The 23,004-nt window shown below is 68.0% G+C and carries 25 protein-coding genes; 7 read left to right on the top strand and 18 right to left on the bottom strand.

What is annotated here, in order from left to right; translation table 11 throughout:
* The first annotated feature begins 26 nt into the window (after positions 1-26).
* From IG65_RS0103615 to IG65_RS0103605, 3 genes are all read left to right on the top strand, one after another.
* Entirely contained in the window at positions 27-785 is a 759-nt protein-coding gene (locus tag IG65_RS0103615) for a CPBP family intramembrane glutamic endopeptidase (RefSeq protein ID WP_030513371.1), read from the top strand.
* Between the two features lie 307 nt (positions 786-1,092).
* Positions 1,093-2,802 (top strand): hypothetical protein, encoded by a 1,710-nt coding sequence (locus IG65_RS35675; protein ID WP_156055472.1) that lies wholly within the window; start codon positions 1,093-1,095, stop codon positions 2,800-2,802.
* Positions 2,803-2,998: 196 nt separating this feature from the next.
* Entirely contained in the window at positions 2,999-4,303 is a 1,305-nt protein-coding gene (locus IG65_RS0103605; RefSeq protein ID WP_197039779.1) for an acyltransferase, read from the top strand.
* On the opposite strand, the gene IG65_RS0103600 is transcribed toward IG65_RS0103605, so the two are convergent.
* Together IG65_RS0103600 and IG65_RS0103595 are read right to left on the bottom strand one after the other, a co-directional pair.
* Positions 4,246-5,544 (bottom strand): flavin-dependent oxidoreductase, encoded by a 1,299-nt coding sequence (locus tag IG65_RS0103600; protein ID WP_051755278.1) that lies wholly within the window; start codon positions 5,542-5,544, stop codon positions 4,246-4,248. The two genes, IG65_RS0103605 and IG65_RS0103600, sit on opposite strands and share 58 nt — an antisense overlap.
* Positions 5,545-5,725: 181 nt before the next feature.
* Positions 5,726-6,397, bottom strand: a complete 672-nt coding sequence (locus IG65_RS0103595; RefSeq protein ID WP_036523208.1) for a YdcF family protein — start codon at positions 6,395-6,397, stop codon at positions 5,726-5,728.
* Positions 6,398-6,532: 135 nt separating this feature from the next.
* On the opposite strand from IG65_RS0103595, the gene IG65_RS0103590 reads away from it, so the two are divergent.
* Positions 6,533-8,305: a lipase family protein gene (locus IG65_RS0103590; protein ID WP_063833532.1), complete on the top strand. Its 1,773-nt coding sequence runs from the start codon at positions 6,533-6,535 to the stop codon at positions 8,303-8,305.
* Positions 8,306-8,443: 138 nt separating this feature from the next.
* Here IG65_RS0103590 and rpsQ read toward each other — a convergent pair whose 3' ends face one another.
* From rpsQ to rpsJ, 11 genes are read right to left on the bottom strand one after another with little or no spacing between them, the layout of a single operon-like run.
* Positions 8,444-8,740: a 30S ribosomal protein S17 gene (rpsQ, locus tag IG65_RS0103585; protein WP_030513365.1), complete on the bottom strand. Its 297-nt coding sequence runs from the start codon at positions 8,738-8,740 to the stop codon at positions 8,444-8,446.
* Positions 8,737-8,976: a 50S ribosomal protein L29 gene (rpmC, locus tag IG65_RS0103580; protein WP_025347181.1), complete on the bottom strand. Its 240-nt coding sequence runs from the start codon at positions 8,974-8,976 to the stop codon at positions 8,737-8,739. Before rpmC ends, rpsQ begins: the two co-directional genes overlap by 4 nt.
* On the bottom strand, positions 8,976-9,392 hold the full coding sequence (gene rplP / locus IG65_RS0103575) for a 50S ribosomal protein L16 (protein ID WP_030513364.1): 417 nt from the start codon (positions 9,390-9,392) through the stop codon (positions 8,976-8,978). The genes rpmC and rplP overlap by 1 nt, the downstream gene beginning before the upstream one ends.
* Positions 9,393-9,395: 3 nt before the next feature.
* On the bottom strand, positions 9,396-10,193 hold the full coding sequence (gene rpsC / locus IG65_RS0103570; protein WP_030513363.1) for a 30S ribosomal protein S3: 798 nt from the start codon (positions 10,191-10,193) through the stop codon (positions 9,396-9,398).
* Complete coding sequence (gene rplV / locus IG65_RS0103565; protein ID WP_025347178.1) at positions 10,194-10,601, bottom strand: 50S ribosomal protein L22; 408 nt, start codon at positions 10,599-10,601, stop codon at positions 10,194-10,196.
* A complete protein-coding gene (gene rpsS, locus IG65_RS0103560; RefSeq protein WP_030513362.1) occupies positions 10,598-10,879 on the bottom strand; it encodes a 30S ribosomal protein S19 in 282 nt (93 codons plus the stop codon). Before rpsS ends, rplV begins: the two co-directional genes overlap by 4 nt.
* A gap of 14 nt (positions 10,880-10,893) precedes the next feature.
* A complete protein-coding gene (gene rplB, locus IG65_RS0103555) occupies positions 10,894-11,724 on the bottom strand; it encodes a 50S ribosomal protein L2 (RefSeq protein ID WP_030513361.1) in 831 nt (276 codons plus the stop codon).
* Between the two features lie 33 nt (positions 11,725-11,757).
* Positions 11,758-12,063 (bottom strand): 50S ribosomal protein L23, encoded by a 306-nt coding sequence (rplW, locus tag IG65_RS0103550; RefSeq protein ID WP_030513360.1) that lies wholly within the window; start codon positions 12,061-12,063, stop codon positions 11,758-11,760.
* Entirely contained in the window at positions 12,060-12,731 is a 672-nt protein-coding gene (rplD, locus tag IG65_RS0103545) for a 50S ribosomal protein L4 (RefSeq protein WP_030513359.1), read from the bottom strand. The genes rplW and rplD overlap by 4 nt, the downstream gene beginning before the upstream one ends.
* The gene (rplC, locus tag IG65_RS0103540) at positions 12,728-13,393 is read right to left on the bottom strand and encodes a 50S ribosomal protein L3 (RefSeq protein WP_030513358.1); all 666 of its coding nucleotides are present in this window, start codon (positions 13,391-13,393) and stop codon (positions 12,728-12,730) included. Before rplC ends, rplD begins: the two co-directional genes overlap by 4 nt.
* A 14-nt stretch (positions 13,394-13,407) precedes the next feature.
* Complete coding sequence (rpsJ, locus tag IG65_RS0103535; protein WP_003938093.1) at positions 13,408-13,713, bottom strand: 30S ribosomal protein S10; 306 nt, start codon at positions 13,711-13,713, stop codon at positions 13,408-13,410.
* A 465-nt stretch (positions 13,714-14,178) separates the two neighbouring features.
* On the opposite strand from rpsJ, the gene IG65_RS0103530 reads away from it, so the two are divergent.
* Complete coding sequence (locus tag IG65_RS0103530) at positions 14,179-14,655, top strand: hotdog fold domain-containing protein (protein ID WP_030513357.1); 477 nt, start codon at positions 14,179-14,181, stop codon at positions 14,653-14,655.
* A gap of 14 nt (positions 14,656-14,669) precedes the next feature.
* Here the strand turns inward: IG65_RS0103530 and IG65_RS0103525 are convergent, their stop codons facing one another.
* The 3 genes from IG65_RS0103525 to IG65_RS0103515 all read right to left on the bottom strand — a co-directional run bounded on the left by IG65_RS0103525 (position 14,670) and on the right by IG65_RS0103515 (position 17,621).
* A complete protein-coding gene (locus IG65_RS0103525) occupies positions 14,670-15,602 on the bottom strand; it encodes a triacylglycerol lipase (RefSeq protein ID WP_030513356.1) in 933 nt (310 codons plus the stop codon).
* Positions 15,603-15,677: 75 nt separating this feature from the next.
* Positions 15,678-16,619: a triacylglycerol lipase gene (locus tag IG65_RS0103520; RefSeq protein ID WP_081879239.1), complete on the bottom strand. Its 942-nt coding sequence runs from the start codon at positions 16,617-16,619 to the stop codon at positions 15,678-15,680.
* A 3-nt stretch (positions 16,620-16,622) separates the two neighbouring features.
* On the bottom strand, positions 16,623-17,621 hold the full coding sequence (locus IG65_RS0103515) for an alpha/beta hydrolase family protein (RefSeq protein WP_231509038.1): 999 nt from the start codon (positions 17,619-17,621) through the stop codon (positions 16,623-16,625).
* A gap of 229 nt (positions 17,622-17,850) precedes the next feature.
* Here IG65_RS0103515 and IG65_RS0103510 point away from each other — a divergent pair, with 229 nt between their 5' ends.
* The gene (locus IG65_RS0103510; RefSeq protein WP_030513353.1) at positions 17,851-19,098 is read left to right on the top strand and encodes a lycopene cyclase family protein; all 1,248 of its coding nucleotides are present in this window, start codon (positions 17,851-17,853) and stop codon (positions 19,096-19,098) included.
* A gap of 71 nt (positions 19,099-19,169) precedes the next feature.
* Here IG65_RS0103510 and IG65_RS0103505 read toward each other — a convergent pair whose 3' ends face one another.
* A complete protein-coding gene (locus IG65_RS0103505) occupies positions 19,170-19,964 on the bottom strand; it encodes an enoyl-CoA hydratase (RefSeq protein WP_030513352.1) in 795 nt (264 codons plus the stop codon).
* A 145-nt stretch (positions 19,965-20,109) separates the two neighbouring features.
* Between IG65_RS0103505 and IG65_RS0103500 the strand changes: the two genes are divergently transcribed.
* A complete protein-coding gene (locus IG65_RS0103500; protein ID WP_051755270.1) occupies positions 20,110-21,369 on the top strand; it encodes a TetR/AcrR family transcriptional regulator in 1,260 nt (419 codons plus the stop codon).
* Positions 21,370-21,406: 37 nt separating this feature from the next.
* On the opposite strand, the gene IG65_RS0103495 is transcribed toward IG65_RS0103500, so the two are convergent.
* Positions 21,407-22,870 carry an aldehyde dehydrogenase family protein gene (locus IG65_RS0103495; protein WP_030513350.1) on the bottom strand — a complete coding sequence of 488 codons (1,464 nt, stop codon included), beginning with the start codon at positions 22,868-22,870 and terminating at the stop codon, positions 21,407-21,409.
* Between the last annotated feature and the right edge of the window lie 134 nt (positions 22,871-23,004).

The following is a 23,004-nucleotide window of genomic DNA, read 5'->3' as shown; positions in this document are numbered from 1 at the left end:
GCCCGGATGAACGTAGACTGGCGACGATGTCTCGAAACGATAACGGGGTTGCGCAGTCCTCGGCCCCGGTCGGCCCGGGGCGCCGGTTACACGCCTACCTCGACGTCGCCGTCGTGGTAGCGGTGCTCGCCGGGACGAATCTCATCGCGCATTTCACCTCGCAATGGGCCAATATCGCGACCGTTCCCGCGGCCGCGGTGATTCTCGTGCTGCTGATGCGACAACGCGGGCTCGGCTGGGCGGAATTGGGACTTTCACCGCGGCAGTGGCGCCGCGGAACGCTCTATGCGCTCGGCGCGGTCGCGATTGTCGTTGGAGCCGTGGTGATCGGCGCACTACTGCCGATTACGCGGCCGTTCTTTCTCGCGAATCGATATGCGACCTTGTCCGGGGCATTGATCGCCTCGATGATCGTGATTCCGCTGCAAACGGTGATTCCGGAGGAACTCGCCTTCCGCGGCGTACTGCACGGGACACTGGATCGGGCGACCGGCGCGCGCGGCGTATTCATCGTCGGCTCATTGCTTTTCGGCTGCTGGCATATCGCCTCGTCGCTCGGCTTGACCAGCGGGAATCGCGGATTGAGCACACTGTTCGGCGGCGGTGTCGGCGGGCAGATCGTCGGAATCGCCCTGGCCGTCCTCGCGACCGCGGCCGCCGGTGGGATCTTCACCTGGTTGCGCCGGCGCAGCGGAAGTCTGCTGGCGCCGATCGCACTGCACTGGTCCCTCAACGGCGCGGGCGCACTCGCGGCGGCCATTGTCTGGCACACCGCTGTGCACTGAAATTCCGCTGTCCCAGCCGAATTCGGAATCGCCGAGCCGAACAGCCCATTTGCATATTCACCCGAACTGATGTTCGGTGAAAGCGTTGACCGCGCCGATGGTCGGCGATTACTCTCTCACCTCGATCACACATATGTTCGAGTACTCGGGTAATCGACCTCGGTAGCGCGGCCGCTGCCGGGAAAGGCACGCCATGCTCGACGAGCAGTCGACCACCACGACCGCCGTCCCTCCGGCGGACTCCGCGCACCTTCCGCTCCGCGACACGGAACGGACCGGCGCAGACGCACACTTCGGGGAGATCTCCGTGGAGGAACCATCGAAGGGCGCGGCCCGGCGCCGGCGCACCCCCGAGCATTCCCCGCAGGCGGAGCTGAACGCGTTGGCGCGGCGGGTGGCGACCGCGCGGGGCAAGCTGCCCCTGCAAGCGGACCCGGCGCTGTTCGCCGAACTGTCCGATCGGGAGATCGCCGCCGAACGCGATCTCGCCGAATGGATTCGCACACAGCGCCGCCGGCAACGCAAACGCGCGGTGACGGCGCAGCTGTCGGCCGAGAAGCGTGATCGCCGCGTCGCCCTGGCACTGCGCCGGGCCGACGACGCGGACGCCCGCTGGCACCGGCGCGCCCGCGCGGCCCGCATGCGGGTGTCGAATCCCGATGCGCGCCTGGCCCAACTGTTCCGCCGCGCCGAATGGTCCTCGCGGGCGCTGATCGGCGTCGTCGTGCTCGGCATGGTCTGGGCGGGCGTGAACGTCCAGCACAACCTCGTCCCCAGCGGCGACATGTCGGATCCGCTGTACTGGCTCAGTTACGGCTTCGAGGCGATGATCTCGATCCCGATCATCACGATCATGGTCGTCGCCACGACCGCTGCCCGATGGGGTCGCGACATCGACCGCGGCAAGGTCGTATTCCTGGAAACCGCACTACTCGGCGTCACCATCGCGCTCAACGCCGGCCCGCATCTGGTCGCGGGCGAACCGGCACGCGCCGCCGAAGCCGCCGTCGCCCCGGTCATGGTCGGCGTCGTGATCTGGTTGCACGCCTGGGTTTCCGCGCGCTATGCGCAGCTCATCGACGACATCCCGATGGAGGACATCGACTCCGATCTCCCGCCGACCGGCTACCGCCCGAGCTACCGCCCGGACGATCTTACGGAGTGGGCGGAGGCACATCCGCTGCCCGACAGCGCGGGGTCCGTGGAATTCCCCAGCTATCCCCAGCTCCCGTCGACGACTGCACCGCAACCGGTTTCGGTGGCGGGATGGGATGCCGCGCTGCGGCTCGCGGACGCGGTGGAGAACGGCCGGCCGCCGGCTGCGACCGTGGCCGCTGCTGCCGCCGTGCCCCCAGCGAAGACACCGTCGACCACGGAGGCCGCGTCTCCCGTCGAACCTGCCGCGGCATATGAGGTCGTCACCGAGGCGACGGCGATCGACGACTCTTCCGACGCGGCACCGGCAAAGACCACGGCACCAACGGAATTCGAGGAGGCCGAGGCGCCCGCGCGATCCGATGAGCGGTCGGGATCGCACGGCGCCGGGCTGCGGATCGTCTCCGACGAACCGCACAAGACGCGCACGCGGCGAGCCGTGGACGATGCCGTGCAGTTGGTACTGGGTGAGCCGGTCGCCGAAGCACCGCGACCGGCCGCGGCCGACGCCGACCCCACGACAACACCGGACGAATCCACCGACCTTCCCGGCGTCGCGGAGGTGGCCGAGGTGGACGAGGCCGAATTCGCCGATGTCGAATCCATCGCCGTCGATTCCGCCGCGATCGATGCCGCGGAGGAAGAGACCGGCGAGGTCGCCATCCGGTCGGTCGCGCACGAGATCCGCCGTCGCGGCCTGTCCAAGCTGTCGGTCGACCAGCTCGCCGAAATCCTGACCCTCACCGACGAATCGTGGACCCCCGCCGCGATCGGTGCCGCCATCGGCCTGCCGGGCTCCCGGATCCTGGGAATTCTGGAGGCGGCGCGCCGCATCACCATGCCGGTGGCAGTCGGCGGCTGAACGCCGATTCGCACCGCCGCCACCAGGCGGTTCAGGCGCCTCGAAGGGGCTGATAAGGAACCTCACAGGCTCGGTCGTAATCATGGAGTGCGACGACCGACTCGAGGAAGCAGATGATCGAGACCTTTCCGCGAGCGCATTCGTCGGCGACCTTGCTGCGCGACGGACGGTGCTCCTGCCCACGGATCACGGCACGATGAGTACGGCGACTGCGACATCGGTCCGCGGTAAGCCCACCACCGTCACGACCGAATCGGGGGCGGCCGGGCAGCCTCAGCCGTCGCGGCCCTACCTGCATCAGGTCAACCTGTTCCGGATCCTGACCTTCGCCTGTGTGATCGCCGTCCACGTGATCGACAGATCCAGTGACCCGAACAATGTGTCGGCGAACGGGGCCATGGTGCTGCTGCACTTTCCCCGCGAGGCCTTCTTCACGCTGACCGGATTCGTGCTGATCTACCAGTACGCCGACCGGTCCTTCGATGCGCCGCACTTCTGGCGCCGGCGCTTCGCGCTGGTCGGCATCCCCTACGTCGTCTGGTCGGTGTTCTACTGGGGCTATTCGGTGGTCGCCGGCATTCATCAGGAGTCCGTGGCGGGCGCGATACGCCGGTTGGCGGTCGAACTGGCGACCGGTGAAGCCTGGTATCAGCTGTACTTCCTGCTGGTGTCGATGCAGATCTACCTGCTGTTCCCGCTGTTGCTCCGATTCGTGCGCTGGACGGCCGGCCACCACAGGTGGGTGCTGGGGACGAGCGCGCTCGTGCAACTGGGCATGCTGTGGGCGCTGACGCATCCGCCGACACTCACCGGAATGCCGGCGCAACTGTGGAATCACCTCTACGTGACGGTACTGCCGTACCAGTTCTACATTCTGTTCGGCGCGGTCGCCGCATGGCATATCGGCACCGTCGACCGTGCCGTGCGCCGCTTCGGCCCGCTGCTGATCGCCGGCACCCTCCTCGGGGCGGCGGGCGCCGAGTGGTTGTATCGGCGCGCGGTCGCGGGCGGCACCACACCGTGGCAGGCCGACAATGTCTTCAACCCCTATATGGCCGTCTATTTTCTCGCGCTGATCGTCGGTCTCTACACCGTGAGCACCTGGTGGTCCTGGCTGCGCCCGAAGTACCGCATCGTCGGCCGTATTTCCCGCTACGGCGCCGATCGCTCCTTCGCGGTCTTCCTGATGCATCCGATCGTGCTGGAACTGCTGATCCCCCTTTATCCCCGGCTGCACGACGCGGTCGGCGCGGCGGGTGCGACGGTGCTGTTGTTCGTCGCGGTCCTGGCGGTCACCCTCACGGTCGTCGGCGCGGTGCGCCACGCACCCGGCAGTATCTATCTCACCGGCCGGGCACGGATCGACGGCCCGATCCCGCTCGTTCGCCGATTGCGGTCGATCGGCCCGGCATCGCCGCGGCGTGTGACCGCCCTCGGCACCGGTCACGCACTCTCGGAGTCGTACGGACGGCAGTCGTCCGCCGAGGCGCCGGCGGCGTAACGCGCGGCGGCGTCCGGGACGGCGGGAACAGAGCCACTGGTGTGGCGGTACGCATCGGCCAGGGCGGCGAGTTCGGCGGCGGTGAGAACATCCTCGATCCGATCGAAGCCGTTCGGCGCCCGCTGCGCCACGGCGTGCAGGACGCGGTCCATGGGCATATCCCGGTTCGCCAGCACGATGGTGTTCACCGCCTCCCGCCGGACCTGTTCGTATCGCGCGAGCCCGGCGATCGGGTCGGCGGCCGCTGCCAGCTCGCAAGCCACGGCGCGGGCGTCGAGAATCGCTTGCGACCCGCCGTTGGAACCGACCGGATACATCGGATGCGCGGCGTCACCCATCAGCGTCACGCGTCCGGAACCCCAGCGCGACAAAGGGTTCCGGTCGACCATCGGATATTCGAGCACTTCGGCACTGGCGCGCAGTAGTGCCGGAACATCGACACCGGCCAGGTGCCAACCTTCGTAGTGCGGCAGCACATCCGCCAACCGCCCGGCGCGATTCCAGTCGGGGTTCTGTACCCCGGCATCGTGGACACGCACCTCGGCGACCCAGTTCACCAGCGCACGCCCACGCCGGTGCGCACGACCCGAGATCGGGTACATCACGAATTTCGCGGCGCGATTGGAACCCGCGAGCACCATCGTCCGCCCGTCCAGGAACGGACGAATCTCGCTGACTCCGCGCCACATTCGAATGCCGTTCCACAACGGCCGCCCCTCCTCCGGATGCAACTGCGCGCGGACCGTGGAATGCAGACCGTCGGCGCCGATCAGCACGTCGGCGGTCTCCTCGACGACGGTGCCGCCGGCACGGTCGAGGAACCGGCAACGCACGCCGTCGGCATCCTCGGCGAACGATTGCAGCACCATTCCTTCGCGCACGGCATCGGACCCGAGTCGACGGCGCACCAGATCCAGGAGCAGGCCCTGCAATTCGCCGCGGTGCACCGAGTATTGGGGCCACTCGTGCCCCGCGGCGAGACCGCGCGGCTCACTCCAGATGTGATTTCCGAACCGGTCGAGATGCACCGCGGTGGAGGTGGCGATCGCGCAATCGTCCAGTGCCGCACCGAGTTCCAGTTCGTGCAGCTCCCGCACCGCATGCGGGAGCAGATTGATTCCGACGCCGAGCGGGCGAAGCTCACCGACCGCGTCCAGCACGACCGCCTCGATCCCCACCCGGTGTAAGCATGCCGCCGCGGCCAATCCGGCGATTCCGGCGCCTGCGATCAGAACCCGCATCACCGCACCCCCGGCTCGTCGACGGCCGGCGCCCCACCCACGATTCCGCTCCTCCCGACGACCCGAATCTACCGATTCGCGGTACGCGATGCAGAGCGGTCGTTCCCCGGCGGTGGAAATGCCGCGCACTCGGCACCACTGTTCCTCGACCCATTCGAGGTATTCGATATCGGCATCGCCGCTACCCCCGCGGTGGAAGCAGACGCCCGGTGAACCCGGCTGCCACCAGCCGGTCGTATGCGGCGCGAACCTTCTCCGGAACGTCCTGCTCGATCGCCCAGCCCTCGGTCGCGTACCGCCACACACGTTGCGTATCCCCCACCAGCATCGTGACCACCCGCTCCACATCACCGATCCGCGCCACATAATCGTCGAGCGATTCCGGCAGCGAACCGCACACCACCTCGACCTCCGGCCACCGCATCCGGCAGGTCGCATAACTGCGCCGCTGTTGATACGGCCGGCAGATCAGCATCACCGACTCCACCGCGCGACCCGAGTCGCGCAGCAACGCACGCGAGAAGTCGATGTTCTCGGCGGTATTCGTGGCCCGTGGCTCGACGAGGATGTCATTCGCCGAAACACCCAGCGCCACAGCATGTTCCCGATAGTGCACCGCCTCGCCTCGCGGAAAGGTCACCACCGTAGTGGGTGCGGTGGCACCGGTGAACACGACCGCTGGGAATACGCCCCGACGAAACAGTTCAGCCGCGTATGTCGCCACTCCGATATCGTGGCTGCCCAGCCCGATTCCCACATCCACCGCTCGCACCTCGTGGCCCATCCGGTTGTAGTCCCACAGCGTGCGGACATCGACGTGAAGGTCAGTGGGGACGCCTGCCAGCGAGGACACCTGCACCTCCTCGTTCGGGTCGAATCAGCCACGACGCTGTTCAGCTTGCACCACCCCCGCTACATCGACATACGAGCCCGGCGATCCGCAAGGCGGATCGCGGAGGATTAGCCGCCGCTGCGCTAGGTTCGGACCGTGACCAGCCCACCCCCGGAGAGCGCTGCGGCGGGTACCGCCCGGCCCGCGAGCATTCGTCGGTGGCTGCGCCTGGTAGCAGGAGTTCTGCTGGTGCTGCTCGGCGCGTTCTTGACCGTCGCACCGTTCTCGTCGCTCGCGGTGCTGTGGTGTGTCGCGATCGCCGGACTCGTCGGCTCGGCCGTGTCGGGACTCCTCCGAGCCCGTCGCCGGAGAGATGTCCGAAGGTGGGTCGAGTCGTCCGTCTGCCTGGCCGCCGCGCTGCTGGCGCTGTGGTGGCCGGGGATTACCACAGAGGTGCTGGCCGTTGTGGTCGGTGTCGCGCTGATCGTCGCCGGTCTTACCGGTCTGCCCCTCGTGTGGCGCGAGCGCGGTGCTACCCGATTCGACGGCATTGTCGGCGGGGCTACCTCGGTAGTATTCGGCATGTTGGCGCTCGCCTGGCCGGATGTGACCGTGTTGGTCGTCGCCGTCTTGTTCGGCGCCGCCCTGATGGTGATCGGAGTGCGGCAGGTCATCGCAGCGATCGGCGGCGATCACCGACCGCTGGGTGGAACAGCGCCTCCGCGGACGCCGCGCGGCGGACGGTGGCGGGTGGCCGGCACCGTGATGGGCGCGACAGTGGCGCTGGTTCTCGCTCTCGTCAGCGTCGCGTTGCATCGCGACTCCCCGGCTCCCGACGAGTTCTACATCCCGCAGGCGTCCGTGCCGGATCGGGCCGGGCAGCTGTTGCGCACCGAGCGATACGACAATCCCGAGGTTCCGACCGGCGCGCTGGCCTGGCGCATCCTCTACACAACCACCCGCGATCACGGGCAGCCCGCGGTGGCCAGCGGGCTCGTCATCGCCCCGGGGAGTGCGGCCACCACACCGAGTCCTGTGATCGCCTGGGCGCACGGGACCACCGGCGTCGCGGTCGGGTGCGCGCCGTCGATCCTGCCGAACGGCCTCAGCGCCGGCGCGATGATGGTGCAGGACAAAGTGATTCACCAAGGGTGGACGATAGTGGCCACCGACTACATCGGTCTCGGCACCGCGGGAACTCATCCGTACCTCATCGGGGAGGGTGAGGCCCGCTCGGTACTGGACGCTGTTCGCGCCGCCCGGCAACTGCCGGACATCCGGCTAACCGATCACGCCGTCGTATGGGGACACTCGCAGGGCGGACACGCCGCCTTGTGGACCGGAATTCGCGCACCCCGGTACGCGCCCGAACTCGTCATCGACGGCGTCGCGGCGCTGGCACCGGCGAGCAACCTGCCGGCGCTGGTGGACAGCCTCGGCAGCGTCACAGCGGGCGAAGTGTTCGCTTCCTACGTCATCACCGCTTACGCCGGCACCTACCCCGACACCCGCTTCGACGACTACATACGCCCTGGTGCGCGCATCATCACGCGGGAGATGGCGCAGCGATGTCTGGCCGAGAAGAGCGTGCTGGTCTCTGTACTCACTTCACTGTTCCTCGACAAGCCGATCTGGCGCGGCGATCCGGATCGCGGCCCGCTGCTCGACAACTTGCGGCGCAACGTCCCGTCCGCCGTGATCCCCGCGCCCGTGTTCATCGGTCAGGGCACCGCGGATACCCTCGTCGTCCCGTCGGCACAGGACGGCTATGTCGCCCAACGCTGCCGAGCCGGTTACGCCGTGGACTATCGCACCTACCCGAACCTCGGGCACCTGCAAGTGGTCGAACCCGAATCACCGGCCATCGCGGACCTGATCGCATGGACGGCCGAACGCTTCGCGCGCCGCCCGGCCGCGAACACCTGCTGATGTGCGGCCCGACCCGTCGACCGCCTGCGATGGCCCGCGGTCACCGGTCGAGATGATCCGGAAACACACGAAGGCCCGCTTCCCAACCGGGAAGCGGGCCTTCGCGATTCGACTACACAGCCGAGGCGGAGAAGAGGCTTACTTCGCCTTCTCCAGAACCTCCACCAGCCGCCACCGCTTGGTGGCCGACAGCGGACGGGTCTCCATCAGCTGCACGCGGTCGCCGACACCGGCGATCTCGTTCTCGTCGTGCGCCTTCACCTTCGAGGTGGTGCGGATGATCTTGCCGTAAAGCGGGTGCTTCACACGATCTTCCAGCTCGACCACGATGGTCTTGTTCATCTTGTCGGAGACGACGTAGCCGATGCGCACCTTGCGCGAGCCACGCTCCTCCTGCTTGGCCGGCGTCTTGGCCGGGCCCTTGGCGTCACTCATGCCGCGTCTCCCTTGCCTTCAGGACCGGAGGCCAGGCCGAGCTCGCGCTCACGCATGACCGTGTAGATGCGCGCGATCTCGTGACGAACCACACGCAGGCGCCGGTTGTTCTGCAACTGGCCGGTCGCCATCTGGAAGCGCAGGTTGAACAGCTCTTCCTTCGATTCACGCAGGCGGGCGACGAGCTCGTCCTCGTTGAGCTCGCGCAGGTCTGCGGCCGGAGTTCCGGTAGCCATCAGAACTGCTCCTCCCTGGTCACGATCCTGCACTTCATCGGGAGCTTGTGCATCGCGCGGCGCAGCGCCTCGCGAGCGGTCTCCTCGTTCGGGTAAGACATCTCGAACATCACGCGACCCGGCTTGACATTCGCGACCCACCACTCCGGCGAACCCTTACCGGAACCCATGCGGGTTTCGGCCGGCTTCTTGGTCAGCGGGCGATCCGGGTAGATGTTGATCCAGATCTTGCCGCCACGACGGATGTGGCGGGTCATCGCGATACGCGCCGACTCGATCTGCCGGTTGGTGACGTACGCCGGCTCCAGAGCCTGGATGCCGAAGTCACCGAACGCCACCGAGGTGCCGCCCTTGGCCATACCGGTACGACGGGGGTGATGCTGCTTGCGGTGCTTGACCTTGCGGGGCATCAGCATGGGTCAGCCCTCCTGGTTCTCTGCCGGCGGCTCCGCCACAGCGGTGGCGGCCCGACCGGCCTCAGTGCTGGTCGCGGTGGTGCCGGACGAACCGGACCGCCGCGGACGGCTCGGCCGCTCCCGACGCTCGCGACGCTCGGGCTGCGCGGCGGCGGCGGTGACCTCACGCTTGCCGCCGACGATGTCGCCCTTGTAGATCCACACCTTCACGCCGATCCGGCCGAAGGTGGTGCGAGCCTCGTACAGGCCGTAATCGATGTCGGCGCGCAGCGTGTGCAGCGGCACCCGACCCTCACGGTAGAACTCCGAGCGCGACATTTCGGCGCCGCCGAGGCGGCCCGAGCACTGCACTCGAATGCCCTTGACGTTCGGCGAACGCATGGCCGACTGGATGGCCTTGCGCATCGCGCGACGGAACGCCACACGGTTGGACAGCTGCTCGGCCACACCCTGGGCAACCAGCTGCGCATCCGACTCGGGGTTCTTGACCTCGAGGATGTTCAGCTGAACCTGCTTGCCGGTGAGCTTCTCCAGCTCGGCGCGGATGCGGTCGGCCTCGGCGCCGCGACGGCCGATCACGATGCCCGGACGCGCGGTGTGGATGTCCACCCGGACGCGGTCACGAGTGCGCTCGATCTCGACCTTCGAGATGCCGGCCCGCTCCATACCCGTGCTCAGCAGCTTGCGGATCGCTACGTCTTCCTTGACGTATTCCTTGTACTGCTTGTCGGCGTACCAGCGGGACTTCCAATCGGTGGTGATACCGAGGCGGAAGCCGTGGGGATTGATTTTCTGTCCCATTTACTTAGCCCCTCCCTTCCGGCGGCTACGAGCCGGGGCGGCGCTGGCGACGCTCTCGACCTCGATCGTGATGTGGCTGGTGCGCTTGCGGATCCGGAACGCGCGGCCCTGGGCGCGCGGCTGGAAACGCTTCATGGTCGCGCCCTCGTCGACATACGCCGTCGAGATGACCAGGGTGTCGGGGTTCAGGCCGAAGTTGTTCTCGGCGTTCGCCGCGGCGCTGGCCACGACCTTGGCGACGGGTTCGCTGGCGGCCTGCGGCGCGAAGCGCAGGATGTTCAGCGCATCCTCGACCCGCTTGCCGCGGACCAGGTCCACGACGCGGCGAGCCTTCATCGGAGTGACGCGAACGTGCTTCGCGGTCGCGCGCGCGGTCGGGTTCTGAAGCGTGGTGTCTTGTTCGCTCATCGCCGCTTGCTCTTCCGATCTTCCTTGACGTGGCTCCGGAACGTCCTGGTCGGCGCGAACTCACCGAGCTTGTGCCCGACCATGTTCTCCGAGACGAACACCGGCACGTGCTTGCGGCCGTCGTGGACCGAGAACGTGTGGCCGATGAAATCGGGGATGATGGTCGAACGACGCGACCAGGTCTTGATGACCTGCTTGGTGCCCTTCTCGTTCTGGACGTCCACCTTCTTGAGGAGGTGTTCGTCGACGAACGGGCCCTTCTTGAGGCTGCGTGGCATCTTTAACCTCCTCCTTAACGCTTCTTGCCGCGGCGGCGGACGATGAGCTTGTCGCTCGGACGGTTGGGCTTACGAGTACGGCCTTCGGGCTTACCCCAGGGCGAGACCGGGTGGCGACCACCGGAGGTCTTGCCCTCACCACCACCGTGCGGGTGGTCGACGGGGTTCATGACGACACCACGGACCGTGGGGCGGCGACCCTTCCAGCGCATACGGCCGGCCTTACCCCAGTTGATGTTCGACTGCTCGGCGTTGCCGACCTCGCCGACGGTGGCGCGGCAGCGCACGTCGACGCGGCGGATTTCACCGGAGGGCATACGCAGGACGGCGTAGGCGCCTTCCTTACCCAGCAGCTGGATGCTCATACCGGCGGCACGAGCCAGTTTGGCGCCACCGCCCGGACGCAGCTCCACCGCGTGGATGGTGGTACCGGTCGGGATCGAGCGCAGCGGCAGGTTGTTGCCGGGCTTGATGTCGGCGCCGGCGCCGGACTCGATCCGCGTGCCCTGGGCGATGCCCTTGGGCGCGATGATGTAGCGCTTCTCGCCGTCTGCGTAGTGCAGCAGGGCGATGTTGGCGGTCCGGTTGGGGTCGTACTCGATGTGAGCGACCTTGGCCGGGATGCCGTCCTTGTCCAACCGGCGGAAGTCGATCAGACGGTAGGCCCGCTTGTGACCGCCACCGCGATGACGGGTGGTGATCCGGCCGTGCGCGTTACGACCACCGGACTTGGTGAGCGGGCGCAGCAGCGACTTCTCGGGAGTGGACCGGGTGATCTCGGCGAAGTCCGAAACGGACGACCCGCGCCTACCCGGCGTAGTCGGCTTGTACTTACGGATTGCCATGAGTTCTTCTCTGCTTTCTGAAGATCCGACCGCTTACGCGACCGGGCCTCCGAAGATCTCGATGGGCTTGCTGTCGGCCGAGATGGTCACGAGCGCGCGCTTGGTGCTCTTGCGCTGGCCGTAACCGAAGCGGGTCCGCTTGCGCTTGCCCTGACGGTTGGCAGTGTTGACGCTGGTGACCTTGACGCCGAAAACCTTCTCGACGGCGATCTTGATCTGCGTCTTGTTCGAGTCCGGGTGCACCAGGAAGGTGTAGGTGCCCTCTTCGATCAGCCCGTAGGACTTCTCGGAGATCACCGGCGCGAGCAGAATGTCGCGGGGGTCGGCGATGGTGGTCACTTGCTTTCCTCCTGTGCAGACTCGGCCGGGCCGTGCACGAACGCGTTGAGCGCCTCGACGCTGAACACGACGTCGTCGCTGAGCAGCACGTCGTAGGTGTTCAGCTGGTCCGGCGCGATCGGGTGCACACCCTGCAGGTTCGCCACGCTCTTCCACGCGGTGACATCTTCGCGGCCGACCACGACCAGCACCTTCTTGCGGTCCGACAGCTCGGCCAGGAAGTTCTTGGCGGCCTTGGTGGACGGCGTCTGGCCGGAGACCAGTTCGGTGATGACGTGGATCCGCTCGTTGCGGGCCCGGTCCGAGAGGGCGCCACGCAGCGCGGCGGCCTTCATCTTCTTGGGCAGACGCTGCGAGTAGTCGCGCGGCTGCGGGCCGTGCACGGTGCCACCGCCGGTGAACTGCGGCGCGCGGGTCGAACCCTGGCGGGCGCGGCCGGTGCCCTTCTGGCGGTACGGCTTCTTACCACCGCCGCGGACCTCGCCGCGGGTCTTGGTGGCGTGCGTGCCCTGGCGAGCCGCGGCCTGCTGGGCCACGACGACCTGGTGCATCAGCGCGATGTTGGCGGTCGCGTCGAAGATCTCCGCGGGGAGCTCGACGGTGCCGTTGGTCTTGCCGCCCGGCTCTTTCACCGGAAGCGTCAGGTTGGTCTTAGTGTCGGTGCTCATGCCCGGGCACCACCCTTCGCAGCACTCTTGACGATCACGATGCCGCCCTTGCGGCCCGGGATCGCGCCCTTGATCAGCAGCAGGCCGTTCTCGGCGTCCACCTTGTGGACCGAGAGGTTCTGCGTGGTCACGCGGTCGTTACCCATCCGGCCGGCCATCCGCATGCCTTTGAAAACACGGCCAGGCGTCGAACATCCACCGATGGAGCCCGGCCGGCGGTGCACAGCCTGCGCACCGTGGGCGGCGCCCTGACCCTTGAAGCCGTGACGCTTCATGACACCGGCGTAGCCCTTGCCCTTGCTGGTGCCGGTCACGTCGACGTAGGCACCCTCTTCGAAGACATCGGCCGACAGTTCCTGGCCCACCTCGAACGAGGCGGCGTCGGCGACGCGGATCTCGGCGACGTGGCGACGCGGGGTGACACCGGCCTTGCTGAACTGCCCGGCGACGGGCTTGGTCACCTTGCGCGGGTCGATCGCGCCGAAGGCGAGCTGAACGGCGGAGTAGCCGTCGCGCTCCTCGGTGCGGATCTGGGTCACGACGTTCGGTCCGGCCTTGACGACGGTCACCGGAACGACGCGGTTCTTCTCGTCGAACACCTGGGTCATGCCGAGCTTGGTGCCCAGGATGCCGGCCGCCGGCCTGTTCTTGTTGTCAGTCATATCTGCAATCCCCGTCACTGAATGTTGACGTCGACGCTGGCCGGCAGATCGATGCGCATGAGCGCGTCGACCGTCTTCGGCGTCGGGTCGAGGATGTCGATCAGCCGCTTGTGCGTGCGCATCTCGAAGTGCTCGCGCGAGTCCTTGTACTTGTGCGGCGAGCGGATGACGCAATACACGTTCTTCTCGGTCGGCAACGGCACCGGCCCGACGACGCGGGCACCGGTGCGGGTCACCGTCTCGACGATCTTGCGTGCAGACGCATCGATCGCCTCATGGTCGTAGGCCTTGAGCCTGATGCGGATCTTCTGTCCCGCCACGCTGAGTGTCCTTTTCTCCGCTTACGTTGTGACCCAGGAGCTTTCGCTCCCGAACCACCCTCATTTGCACAGCCCGAACACACGAAGACGCATCAGCCACCAACACGACCGGGGCGCACCCGATCCATCGCCGCTGTTCATCTGTCATGGTTCTTCCGGTCCACGCGGTCGGGCGTGTCGCCTCTCCGCTCATTCTTCGACCCCGGGCATATTTCACCTGTTGGGTCTCGGAACTTCGTCCCGGACGTACCCGCGCCGGACTCGACGCCGATACTCAGTGGGTCCTGCTCACCTACCGGCGATGGACGCACACCACCGCTGCAGGCAACCCGAACAGTATGCCCGAGCCCCCCCACCCGCTCCAAATCGGGGGTCGTCCGCCCCGGCGGACGCGCCGCGGCCCTGGTCGGACGGTACCGGACCGCGCGGCGGCGCGTCGAACTTACTCCAGAGTAAGGTATTGCCATGACCACAGAGACCGCTACCTATCGCGGCTGGAAGAAGCTCCCCGACAACCGCCTCGGACATGCCCTGTTCTCGGTCGGCATGATCGCCCGCGTCCCCTACTTCGGCACCGTCGTGCCGAACGTCGTGCGGCTGGAACCGGGATTGTGCGAGGTCACCGCGCCCAAGTGGTTCGGGATCCACAATCACCTGGGCACCTTCCACGCGATCGCGGCCTGCAATCTGGCCGAGGTCGCGATGGGCATGCTGAGCGAGGCGACGGTTCCGATCACCCACCGCTGGATCCCCAAGGCGATGAACGTGCAATACCTGGCCAAGGCGGAATCCGGCCTGCGCGCGGTCGCGAAGCTCGACCGGATTCCGGACTTCGCGACCCTCACCGAAGGGACGGAAGTGGTCGTCCCGGTGTCGATCTACGACAAACACGGCGTCGAGGTCGTGCACGCCGACATCACCACCTGGGTGACGCCGAAGTAGCCGATCGGCCCGGCTCAGCAGGGCGGGGGCGGCGGCGCGCCGGCGACAGCGGCCGTGATCTCGGCGATCGCGCGCGGATTCGACAGCAGTTCGTTGTGGCTGACCGCCAGCGCCGGGCACCCGTCCTGGATCCAGATATTGCGGTTCTCGCCTTGCGGATCGGCCAGCAACGCGGTCGCCGCCGGGGTGATCACCTCGTCGGTGCGGCTCGCGATCGCGGTGTAGCGGATCCCGGGCTCGGTTTCGCCGTCGGCGTTGAGCCGGGTCAATGTCGGCGTGCCCGGAACCTGCTCGGCGCCTGCGGGACCGAAGACCTGGGCCGCGGTCTGCTCGCCGTCCATCCCGATGGCCCCGTAGAACGGGAACATTTTCGGCAGGCCTTCGAAGGTCGAACCCCGGTAGGGCGTGCCGACTGTGACCACGCTGTCCACCACGCCGGGGTGGCGGCGCACATACTCCCGAATCTCGGTGCCGCCGGTCGAATGCCCCACCATCTCGACCTTCGGCGCGCCGGTCACCCCGCGCACCATGGCGACGAACGCGGCCAGTTGCACCGCTTGTGAACCGATATCGGCCACGCCGTAGACGACGTTGCCCTGCACGGCCGCGGCGACCGGGCCCAATCCCGGCCAGCCGGCATCGGAGACACCGTTGAGGCCGAGCGTCGGCAGCGGTACCCGTCCCACATCGGCGGCGAAGACGCAGTAGCCCTGGCTGCGCAGCGCGGGGGCCAGCGCGCCGAAGCTGCGCTGGGCGTCGGTCGCCGCACCGTGCGCCAGGATCACCGGATATGGCTTGTCACGGGTCGGGCGACAGGAGAAATCGTTCGCGCCGGCCAGCGGCGGAACGTCCATCGCGAAGGCGTGCGCTCGCGGCGCGCGGCCGGCCGCGACGGCGATCAGCGCGCACAGGAGCACGGAGATCGTGGCGAACCGCACCGCACTCATGGCAGCCCAGGGTAGCGGAAGGATTGCTCGCCGCCGTCCGGCCACACCTGGGCGCCCGGTGACGAATCAGCGCCCTCAGCAGGGCGGGGGCGGCGTGCCCGCGACGGCGGCGGTGATTTCGGCGAGCGCGCGCGGATCCGACAGCATCGCGTCGTGGGCGACGACGAGGGTGGGGCATCCGTCCTGCAGCCAGATGTTTCGGTTGCCGCCCTGCGGATCGCTCAACAGGGCCGTCTCCGGCGGGGTGATGACCGTATCGTCGCGGCTGGCGATGGCGGTGTAGCGGATTCCCGGATGGGTCTCACCGTCGGCGTTCAACCGGTTCAGGGTCGGCGTTCCCGGCGCCTGTTCGGCTCCGGCGGGTCCGAAGACCTGCGCCGCAACCGCCGGTCCGTCCATGCCCAGCGCGCCGTAGAAGGGGAACATCGCCGGCAGCCCGGCGAAGGTCGATCCGCGATACGGCGTGCCGACGGTGACCACGCTCGCCACCTGCTCGGGGCGGTGGCGCACGAATTCACGAATATCCGTGCCACCGGTGGAATGGCCGACCATGACGACCTTCGCCGCTCCGGTCGCATCCAGGACCCGCGCGACGAAGGCACCCAATTCCGTTGCCTGCGTGGCGATATCGGCCACGCCGTAGATTCCGTTGCCCTCCACCGCCGCGGCCGCCGGACCCAATCCCGCCCATTTCGGATCGGGCACACCATTGGCGCCCAGATTCGACAACGGCAGTCGTCCCACATCGGCAGCGAAAACACAGAAGCCGAGCCGGTGCAATTGCGGTGCGAGTACCGCGAAACTGCGCCCGGCGTCGGTGGCTGCGCCGTGGGCCAGAATCACCGGATAAGGCTTGTCCGCGGTGGTCCGGCAGCCGAAATCGTTGGCGCCCGGCAAATACGGCACTTCGGCCGGGAAGGCCGCGGCCTGGGGCGCACGGGCGCCGGCCCAGGCGATCAACGCCCCCAGGACCAGCGCGAGTATCGCGCGCGCAGTGGGATTGCGATCGCCGCGCATCGGTTACAGTCCCAGGCCCGAGGCCAGCACCGGCCACGATTTCTTCAGGTCGTCCTGCCAGTAACCCCAGGAGTGCGTGCCGGTCGGCCGGAAGTCATAGGTGGCGGGGATGTTCAGCGAGTCCAGCCGTGCCTGCATGTTGTGTGCGCAGTAGTTCGTCGCCGATTCGATGATGCCGCCGAGCACGAGCTGATTGGCGTAACCCCATTCCCCGGGCAGCGAGTATTCGCCGTTCAAGGTGTCGTAGGGCCCGGGCAGTCCGCTGCCGTTCGCGATGTAGATGGCCTTGCCGCGCAGGCCCTCCGCGTGTACGTAGGGATCGTTGCCGACCCAGTCCGGATCGCCGGGCGGTCCCCACATGTTCTCGGCATTGCCCCATCCCCACGTCTCGACCGTGAGCCGGACGAATTCCTGTCCGACCGGATCGGAGGTCTGCGCGCATCCGCTGTAGGAGCCGACCGCGGAGAACAGGTCTCCGGTGGTCGCCGCGAGCGCCAGGGTCGTGGTGGCCGACATCGAATAGCCGGCAATTCCGTTGCGGCCGTTGGCATCCAGATACGTGTTCAGAAGCGGCGGCAGTTCCTGCGTCAGGAAAGTGCGCCACTTGTTGTGACCCAGGTGCGGATCGTCGCGCTGCCAGTCGGCGTAATAGCTGAACATGCCACCGATCGGCGTCACCACGTTGACGTTCTTGTCGGCGAGGAATTTCAGCGCATCGGTTTTCGTCGCCCAGGTCGAGCCGTCGAGACCGCCGCCGGCGCCGAGCAACAGATACAGCACCGGACGCGGGGCGCTCGTATCGGCGGCCCGCTGCACCTGCACTTCGATGTCCTGCCCCATCGCCGCGGAGTGCACGAACAACGACTGATGGCGCGGATCGTCGGTGCGGACGCGGACGATCGCCGAGTCCGAGCCGGTCGGACCGGGCGCCGGCGCGGGATCGGCCGCACCGTTCCCCTGGCACATCAGCAGGGCGGCGGCGGCCACCACCGCCGTACTCATCATCCGCGGCATGGATCTGTGCCGCGGAGCCCGCCCCGTGTCTCGAAACCTTCGCATATCGTTCTCCCTGGCCACCAGCAATCGGCGAGCACCCCCGACGGCGCCCGTGGTCTCAGGTTATGAACTGCCCCAACGTATTTCACGACGCGAATTGCTACGCCACGAGTTTTCGGGGCGTAACATCCACGGCCCCCGCGGCGATGCGGGGCCGGGCTGGGAGAATGCGGCCATGAGTGCGCAGCATGTCCGTCGAGCCGATCTGTGCGTGGTCGGGCTCGGGCCGACCGGCCGTGCCGTCGCGCACCGCGCGATGCGGGCGGGGCTCGACGTGGTGGCGGTGGACCCGCGGCCCGAGCGGCTGTGGCCGCCGACCTTCTCCTGCTGGGTCGACGAACTTCCCGCGTGGCTGCCACACAGCGCGATCGCCCAGCGCATCGAGGCGCCCACCGTCTGGACGCAGACGCCGCATCGAATCGAAAGGCCGTACTGCGTACTCTCCAAGCCCGGGCTACGCGATGCGCTACCTCTAGACGATGCCACCGTGCTGGCCGGTCGCGCTACCTCTGTCGACGCTCATCGCGTCGACCTGCAGGACGGCAGCACGATCACGGCCGCCACGGTGGTGGACACCCGCGGGCTCGCGTCGCCGGGGGCGCGGCGCACCGCCAGCGCGCACGGCATCTTCGTCGACGCCGAACGGGCGGCGCCGATGGTCGGCGACGGCGAAGGGCTGCTGCTGGATTGGCGTGACGAGAACGGCGCGGGTCCGGACGAGCCGCCCTCGTTCCTGTACGCCGTCCCGCTCGGCGACGGCACGGTGATCTTCGAGGAGACCAGTCTCGGCCAGCGCGGCGGCATGCCGCAACACGAACTGCGCCGGCGCACCCTGCATCGGCTCGCCGCGCACGGCATCCGGCTGCGCGGTGACGAGCCGTCCGAGGCCGCGCACTATCCGCTGGATCAGCCACCCCCGCCGATGCGTGGTTCGGTGCGCGGACACGACCCGGTTCCGTTCGGCTCCCGCGGCGGAATGATGCATCCGTGCACCGGCTACAGCGTCGCCGATTCGTTCGCCCTGGTCGACCCGCTGGTCGATGCGGTGCGCACGGGTTCCGATCCGGTCGCGGCGCTGTGGCCGTGGCAGGCGCGGCTGGTGTATTGGATGCGGATGCGCGGCCTCTACGGCTTGGGGCGGTTGACGACCGCGCAGTCGATCTCGATGTTCGAGGCCTTCTTCACCGCCTCCCCGCGCCAGCAGCGCGCGCTGTTGTCGGCGCACGACGACTACGCGGCACTGGGCGCGGTGCTGTTCATGACGGTGTCGCGGACCTGGCCGTTCCGCTGGCGATACGACCTGGTCGGCTGGGCGAACCGCAACCGCTGGGTGGGCTACGACTATCCGGCGGCGACGCCGGACCAGACGCTCGACGCGGCTCTGGACGCGGCGCTTCCGGAGGACGGGAGCGCGGGCGGCTAGCCACCCGGGCAGCGACGCCATCGAACGCGCTCGGTGACCGAGTAGGTGGCCGCTGGTTCGGCTCGGGCTTCCTAGTGCGCGAATACCGCTTTGCGCTTGCCCAGCATCGCCGCGGCGCCCTCGGCGAAATCGGGTCCGCGCAGCAACTCGGCCTGCCCGGCCTTCTCGGCGGCGAGCGCCTCGTCCAGCGAGGCCAGCGCGGCGCGGTTGAGGGTGCGCTTGGTGAGTTCGAGGGCGCGGCGCGGGCCGTGGGCGAGTTTGGCCGCCACGGCTTCGACCTTCGCATCGAGTTCGCCGGCGGGCAGGACCCCGGCCAGCAGCCCGCGCCGGTACGCCTCGGTGACGGGCAGCCGCTCCCCGAGCAGCGCCAGCTCCGCCGCCAGCGCCCGCCCGGATGCCGCGGCCACCAGCGCGGCGGCGCCACCGTCGGGCATCAGGCCGATGTTGATGAAGGCCTGCAGCAGATAGGCCTCCTCGCTGGCATAGGTGAAATCGGCGGAAAGCGCCAGCGCCACACCGATTCCCGCGGCGGCACCACGTACCCGCGCGATGACCGGCACCGGCGCGTCGATGATCGAGCGGACCATGCGGTTCGCGCCGTCCATGGTCATCTCCGGTGTGATGCCCCGCTCCTTCTCGGCGGCCGCCGCGGCCAGATCGGCGCCGGTGCAGAAGTCACCGCCCGCCCCGGTCAGCACGACCACGCGGATCGACGAATCCTGCGCCACGTTGCTCAGCGTGTCACCGAGAGCGATCATCGCGTCGTAGCTGAGAGCGTTCTTGCGACCGGGATTGTCGATGGTCACCCGCAAAACGCGATCGTCCCGCACGATGGTGAGGCCGGGGGTGTGGTCGTGATCGCTCATGGTTACTCCCAGGTGGGCCGCCGCCGGTGGCGACGATACGAGAATGATGGTTAACTTTGCGAATTGTGGTTAACTTATGTTGACTTGTCCGGCGCTGTCAACCAGTCGGCGCCGTCGACGAGCCGAAACGCAGAAGGAGAGGTGTATGGTCGCGGATCGCAGCGAGGCCGGGCTCGCATCCGCGCGACCGGGTACCACCACGACGCCCCGGCGTCGGCCGAAGAATCGCAAGGCACAGATCGTGCGGGTCGCCGCCCGCGCCTTCAGTGAACGTGGCTATCACCCGGTGGGCGTCGACGAGATCGCCGCCGAGGTGGGCATCTCGGGGCCGGCGCTGTACCGCCACTTCGCCAACAAGTACGCACTGCTGGTGGCCGCCGCCGAGGCCGGCGCCCAGCAACTGCTCGACGCCGCCAAGGCCGCCGACGAACCCGGGCTCGATCCGAAAACGCGCCTCACCGCGCTGATCCGCGCTCTGGCCGAGCACACCATCGATGTCCGCCGCGAGGGCGGGCTGTACCGCTGGGAGCGCCGCTACCTCGAGCGGGAGGACCGCGCCCGCATCCGGGTGATCTACGACGAACTGCAGGATCTGATCGAATCCGCGGTCGCCGCGCTGCGACCGGATGCGCCGCCCGCCGATGTCGAACTGCTGGCGACCGGCATGCTGGGCGTGATCGGCAGTATCACCGCCCATCGCACCGCCCTGTCCAACGCGCGGCTCACCGATCTGATCCTCGATATGTGCTGGTCGCTCCTGCACACCGAACTGCCGCCGCTGCCGGATCCGGCGGCCACCGGGACGCCGGTGCGCGGGTTGCCGCTGAGTTCCAAACGCGAACAGCTGCTCACCGAGGCGATCCGCATCTTCGGCCGCCAGGGCTATCACGAGGCCAGTATCGAGGAGATCGGCGCCGCGGTCGGGATCAACGCGTCCAGCGTCTACCGCTATTTCGCGAGCAAATCCGATCTGCTGGCCGCCGCGTTCCACCGCACCGGCGAACGCGTCGCGATCGCGAATTCCGAGGCGCTGGCAGAGGCGACCAGCCGCTCCGACGCCGCGCTGCGCATCGCCGCCCGGTTCGCGCGGCTGACCTTCTCGACGCCGGAGATCCTGCCGGTCTACTTCGCCGAATTCTCGAATCTGCCCGCGGCCGAACAGCAGAAACTGCGTTCGGTGCAGCGTCAGAACGTGCTCGAGTGGGCGCATCTGCTCGACGACGACCCGGCCGAGGCGCGCTGCCGCGTCCATGCCGCCATCGCCCAGGTGGTCGATGTCGGGCGGCGGGTGCGCTTCGAGAATCGGCCGGAACATGTCGCCCGGGTGTGCGCGCTGATGGAAGCGGTTCTGCTGGGCTGGAATTCGCCGCCCGAGACGGCGCATGGCGAACAGGTCCAGGCCTAGCGGTCCAGGCGTAGCGGTCCAGGCGGGGCGGCCGCGGCTAGAAGCGGCTGTGACGAATCCGGAAGATCGCCCGGGTCAGCCGCAGATGGCGCGGGTGCCGGTCGAAACTCGACAGATCCACCGGCGCCCGATAGCGCTTCTCCGCGATCGCCAGCGTCCGGCTGAATTCGCGCAACCCGGCCTCGCCGTGCGTATGTCCCTGCCCGTACTCGCCGACACCGCCGAAGGGCAGGGCCGGATTGGCGGCGTAGGCCATGGTCGAATTCACCGTCACCACACCGGTTCTGATGCGTTCGGCGAAGTCGGCGACGCCCCGCACGTCGCGGGTGAACACCGAGACCGCCAGTCCTTGATCGGCGGCGTTGATGCGGTCGATGGCCTCGTCGATATTCGCCACCCGATTCACGATCAGCACCGGCCCGACCGCCTCCGCGGTGATCGCCTGGCTGTCCTCGGGCACGTCGGTGAGCACGATCGGCTCGATATACGGTTCGCGAATCGACTCCAGACCGCCCACCACGGCCCGGCCACCGCGCGCGATCGCGTCCTTGACCTGACGACGAACCACGTCGACCTGGGCATCCATGATCATCGGCCCGTAGGAGGCCTTGCGGTCGCCGCCGGGACGCAGCGAACGCGCCCGGGCGACGACCCGTTCCAGGAACGGTTCGTAGACCGAGTCCGCGACGTAGGCCCGCTGGATACCGGCCGGGCTCTGCCCCGCGTTGGACATGGCACCGAACACCGCCGCTTCGGCCGCGGTGTCGAGTTTGGCGTCGACGTGCACGATCATCGTGCCCTTGCCGGCCTTCTCGACCACGACGGGCGTCAGGGTGGGTGCGCACAGTTCGATCACCTCGCGCGCACCGGCCTCCGAGCCGGCGTAGGCGATCTTGTCGACCCGAGCGCGGCACAGTTCGGCACTGGTAGCGCTGATTCCCGTGATCGCCTGCAGGACGGGTTTGTTCGGCGCCAGTGCCGCCCAGCTGTCGGCCAGCCACACGCCGACACCCGGGGTGAGCTCACTGGGTTTGAACACCACCGCGTTGCCGGCGGCCATCGCATAGGCGATCGAGCCCATCGGCGTGAAGACCGGATTGTTCGGCGAGCCGAGCACCCCGACAACGCCCAGCGGCAGGTAGCCCACCGACGCGCGCTGATTGCGGGTGAGCCAGGTCGAGGCGAGTTTGCTTCGCCCCAAAAGCTTTTCGGCATTGCGCGCGGCCCAGTTCAGATGTTCCACGGCGAGCATGATCTCGATCGCGGCATCGACGCGCGGCTTACCCGACTCCATGCAGATCAATTCGGCCAGCTCGCCGGCATTGCGGGCGATACTGCGCTTCCATTCCAGCAGCCACCGCTTGCGCCCGGCGAATCCGATTGCCGCCCACCAGGTCTCGGCCGAGCGGGCGGCGCGCACGACGTCGGTGACCGCGGCCGCGTCCAGGATCGGATATTCCCCGATGAGCTCGCCGGTGCGTGGATCGTGGGACTTCAGCATCTCGGCCATTGGCCACCCTCTCGCCGGCGGAGACCTCGGCAATCGTTCGACGTGTGCACCAGCAGCGGGCGGGCGACGATGCCGCAGGAGGGTGCGGATGAATCGGATACCGCTCCCCTGGTCGTCAGACTATG

It is taken from the genome of Nocardia sp. NRRL WC-3656, assembly GCF_000720265.1.
Lineage (GTDB): Bacteria > Actinomycetota > Actinomycetes > Mycobacteriales > Mycobacteriaceae > Nocardia > Nocardia nova.
Note: the sequence above shows the minus strand (reverse complement) of the source record. Positions and strands in the feature narration are given on the sequence as shown.

Coding starts and splice junctions, on each gene's coding strand:
- IG65_RS0103525 (WP_030513356.1), bottom strand. CDS start 15,602: ATGAGTGCGGTGCGGTTCGCCACGATCTCCGTGCTCCTGTGCGCGCTG.
- rplP (WP_030513364.1), bottom strand. CDS start 9,392: ATGCTGATGCCCCGCAAGGTCAAGCACCGCAAGCAGCATCACCCCCGT.
- IG65_RS0103505 (WP_030513352.1), bottom strand. CDS start 19,964: ATGAGCGATCACGACCACACCCCCGGCCTCACCATCGTGCGGGACGAT.
- rplB (WP_030513361.1), bottom strand. CDS start 11,724: ATGGCAATCCGTAAGTACAAGCCGACTACGCCGGGTAGGCGCGGGTCG.
- IG65_RS0103500 (WP_051755270.1), top strand. CDS start 20,110: ATGGTCGCGGATCGCAGCGAGGCCGGGCTCGCATCCGCGCGACCGGGT.
- IG65_RS0103605 (WP_197039779.1), top strand. CDS start 2,999: ATGAGTACGGCGACTGCGACATCGGTCCGCGGTAAGCCCACCACCGTC.
- IG65_RS0103600 (WP_051755278.1), bottom strand. CDS start 5,544: ATGCGGGTTCTGATCGCAGGCGCCGGAATCGCCGGATTGGCCGCGGCG.
- IG65_RS0103615 (WP_030513371.1), top strand. CDS start 27: ATGTCTCGAAACGATAACGGGGTTGCGCAGTCCTCGGCCCCGGTCGGC.
- rpsC (WP_030513363.1), bottom strand. CDS start 10,193: ATGGGACAGAAAATCAATCCCCACGGCTTCCGCCTCGGTATCACCACC.
- IG65_RS0103515 (WP_231509038.1), bottom strand. CDS start 17,621: ATGAGTACGGCGGTGGTGGCCGCCGCCGCCCTGCTGATGTGCCAGGGG.
- rpmC (WP_025347181.1), bottom strand. CDS start 8,976: ATGGCTACCGGAACTCCGGCCGCAGACCTGCGCGAGCTCAACGAGGAC.
- rpsQ (WP_030513365.1), bottom strand. CDS start 8,740: ATGAGTGACGCCAAGGGCCCGGCCAAGACGCCGGCCAAGCAGGAGGAG.
- rplC (WP_030513358.1), bottom strand. CDS start 13,393: ATGACTGACAACAAGAACAGGCCGGCGGCCGGCATCCTGGGCACCAAG.
- rplD (WP_030513359.1), bottom strand. CDS start 12,731: ATGAGCACCGACACTAAGACCAACCTGACGCTTCCGGTGAAAGAGCCG.
- rplV (WP_025347178.1), bottom strand. CDS start 10,601: ATGAGCGAACAAGACACCACGCTTCAGAACCCGACCGCGCGCGCGACC.
- rpsS (WP_030513362.1), bottom strand. CDS start 10,879: ATGCCACGCAGCCTCAAGAAGGGCCCGTTCGTCGACGAACACCTCCTC.
- IG65_RS0103495 (WP_030513350.1), bottom strand. CDS start 22,870: ATGCTGAAGTCCCACGATCCACGCACCGGCGAGCTCATCGGGGAATAT.
- IG65_RS0103530 (WP_030513357.1), top strand. CDS start 14,179: ATGACCACAGAGACCGCTACCTATCGCGGCTGGAAGAAGCTCCCCGAC.
- IG65_RS0103510 (WP_030513353.1), top strand. CDS start 17,851: ATGAGTGCGCAGCATGTCCGTCGAGCCGATCTGTGCGTGGTCGGGCTC.
- IG65_RS0103520 (WP_081879239.1), bottom strand. CDS start 16,619: ATGCGCGGCGATCGCAATCCCACTGCGCGCGCGATACTCGCGCTGGTC.